This window comes from Sandarakinorhabdus sp., assembly GCF_031430775.1.
Classification (GTDB): domain Bacteria; phylum Pseudomonadota; class Alphaproteobacteria; order Sphingomonadales; family Sphingomonadaceae; genus Sandarakinorhabdus.
The window spans coordinates 1-2562 of record NZ_JANPCD010000097.1 but is presented as its reverse complement, the minus strand read 5'-3'; the positions used below and the strand labels follow the sequence as shown (position 1 = coordinate 2562).

At 66.4% G+C, this 2562-nt stretch carries 3 protein-coding genes and 1 pseudogene; 3 read left to right on the top strand and 1 reads right to left on the bottom strand.

Annotation, left to right across the window (positions count from 1 at the left end):
* The 3 genes from RMQ73_RS05780 to RMQ73_RS05770 form a co-directional block, all read left to right on the top strand.
* Positions 1-891: FAD-dependent oxidoreductase (locus RMQ73_RS05780; RefSeq protein ID WP_310497127.1), on the top strand; the 891-nt coding region annotated here is incomplete at its 5' end.
* Between the two features lie 121 nt (positions 892-1012).
* Positions 1013-1147 carry a hypothetical protein gene (locus RMQ73_RS05775; protein WP_310497125.1) on the top strand — a complete coding sequence of 45 codons (135 nt, stop codon included), beginning with the start codon at positions 1013-1015 and terminating at the stop codon, positions 1145-1147.
* Positions 1148-1208: 61 nt separating this feature from the next.
* Positions 1209-2048: an SOS response-associated peptidase family protein gene (locus RMQ73_RS05770; protein ID WP_310497124.1), complete on the top strand. Its 840-nt coding sequence runs from the start codon at positions 1209-1211 to the stop codon at positions 2046-2048.
* Between the two features lie 33 nt (positions 2049-2081).
* On the opposite strand, the pseudogene RMQ73_RS05765 reads toward RMQ73_RS05770, so the two are convergent.
* A pseudogene (locus tag RMQ73_RS05765) lies at positions 2082-2562 on the bottom strand (hypothetical protein); the annotation flags it as partial.

The following is a 2562-nucleotide window of genomic DNA, read 5'->3' as shown; positions in this document are numbered from 1 at the left end:
CGGCGGCTGTCGTGCGCGGGCCATGATCTTGCCGGCGTGCACGCCATCCGCAGCCGCGCCGATGTCGATGCGCTGAAGGCCGAGCTGACGTCCACGCGCACCATCGTCATCATCGGCGGCGGCTATATCGGGCTGGAATCTGCGGCCGTGCTGGTCAAGCTGGGCCATCATGTCACGGTGCTGGAGGCGCTGCCGCGCGTGCTGGCACGGGTGGCTGGCTCAGAATTGTCGGAGTTTTACGCCGCCGAACACCGCACCCACGGCGTCACATTGATGACCGACTGCATGGTCACGGCGCTCACCGGCAAAGGCGCCCGCGTCGATGGCGTCACCCTGGCCGATGGCGGGCACCTGCCAGCCGACCTCGTCATCGTCGGCATCGGCATCGTGCCATCAGTGGCGCCGCTGCTGGCGGCTGGTGCGGCGGGCGCAAACGGCGTGGATGTCGATGACCATTGCCGCACATCACTGGGCGATGTGTTTGCCATCGGGGACTGTGCCGCGCATGAAAACGCCTTTGCCGGCGGCGCGTGCATCAGGCTGGAATCGGTGCAGAATGCCAATGACATGGCGACGACCGTGGCGCGCGCCATCACCGGCCAGCCGCAGCCCTATCACGCCGTGCCGTGGTTCTGGTCCAACCAATATGATCTGCGGCTGCAAACCATTGGCCTTTCGGTGGGCTATGACGCCACCGTGATGCGCGGCGACCCGGCTGGCCGCGCCTTCAGCCTGGTGTATCTCAAGCAGGGCCGGGTCATCGCGCTCGATTGCGTCAACGCGGCGCGCGATTATGTGCAGGGCAAGGCGCTGGTGGAAAAAGGCGTCGTTGTCGATCCCGCGCTGCTCGCGGACACGTCTGTTCTGCTCAAGGCGCATCATCCGGCCTGAAGGCGCCGCACCGAATCGGCGTGGTTAACGCGCCGGTCCCGTCCATTTCGGAGGCGTCGGCGCGGGCATTGCCGCAAGGCGCAGGTTAAACCCTTTCCAACCGCTGCCGTTGGGAGGGATTATGGAACAGCACCGCAATCACCTGAACCGTCCCCGGACTCGCGCTCGCCTGCCCCGTTTTTTGCAGGGCGTCGCCGGCACCGCCGTCGTCATTGCCTATCTGTGGCTGGCCGCACCGCCGCCGGGCGTGTTCTGAGCGGGCCGGGACAAGCGCTTCCGGCTTTCCCGCACAGTGGTGCCGGCCTACAAAGGCTGGCATGTGCAATCTTTATGCGATGACCAGCGGCCAACAGGCGATCCGCGATCTCGCCGGCGCCGTGCAGGACATGACGGGCAATTTGCCCATGCTGCCTGCGATTTTTCCCGACATGGCGGCGCCCATCGTGCGCCATGGCGCTGCGGCGGATGCAGCGTCCGAGGACCGCACGGTGGCGCTCGCGCAGAACCGCACGTTGGCGCTGGCGCAGAACCGCACGTTGGCGCTGGCGCAGAACCGCACGTTGGCGCTCGCGCAGAACCGCACGTTGGCGCTCGCGCAGAACCGCACGTTGGCGCTCGCGCGCTGGGGCATGCCCAGTCCGGCCTTTGCGCTCGCCGGCAAGAACGCGGATCGCGGCATCACCAATGTCCGTAACACTGCATCCCCGCACTGGCGGCGCTGGCTGGGGCCGGAATATCGCTGCCTGGTGCCATTCACCAGCTTCAGCGAGCATGGCCCTGCGCCTGCCGGCCATGGCCTGGCGGCAGGCACGCCGGCGCCGATATGGTTTGCGCTGGATGAGGATCGTCCGCTGGCCTTTTTCGCCGGCATCGCCTGCGCCTTTACGGGTGTGCGCCGGGTCAGCGAAGGCCCGGTCGCCACCGATGTCTTCGCCTTCCTGACCACCACGCCCAATGCCGAGGTGGCCGCCGTCCACCCAAAGACCATGCCGGTCATCCTTACGACGCCGGAGGAATGGCAAACCTGGCTCGATGCGCCATGGAACGAAGCCCGGACCCTTCAGCGCCCCCTGCCCGATGGCAGGCTGCGCGTCGTGGCCGCCGGCTTGAAGCAGGATGGTGCGGCACCCAAGGGGCCGCCACACGCGCGAAGCTGACTGTCGGACAAGCCCAAGGCTGCGCCATGTCGATTAAATGAACTGTCCCCAGAATTCAGCCCGGCCAGCGCCGCTGGCATTCGTGTATGCCCCCACAGAGCCGCGATCGTCCGGTCCATCGCCCCAGACATAGCGGCGCTGGACCGCGCCTGACGGATTGGCGATCTCGGCCGCCATCTGATCGTCCTGGTACAGGAAGCGGGTCGATGCCGACTGGTTCAGCTCGATGAGCCGTCCGGCCGGGTCATACTGCGCCGACACGCCGCCACTGGCGCTTTTGAGCATGTTGTCGGCGGTATAGGCGTAAGTCGTGCTGCCCGAGCTGATCAGGTTGCCGCGGCCATCATAGCCCAGCGCCACGGACCCAGCTGTCGTCAGCTGGTTCAGGCCGTTCACGCTGTACGCCCGATCGACTTTGTAATGACCGCTCCACGCATAAAGGTCATTGTCCCGGCTGAAGCTCGCAAGCTGCGAGGCCGGAGTGTAGCTGAATGTCGTGTCCGCGTCATGGGTG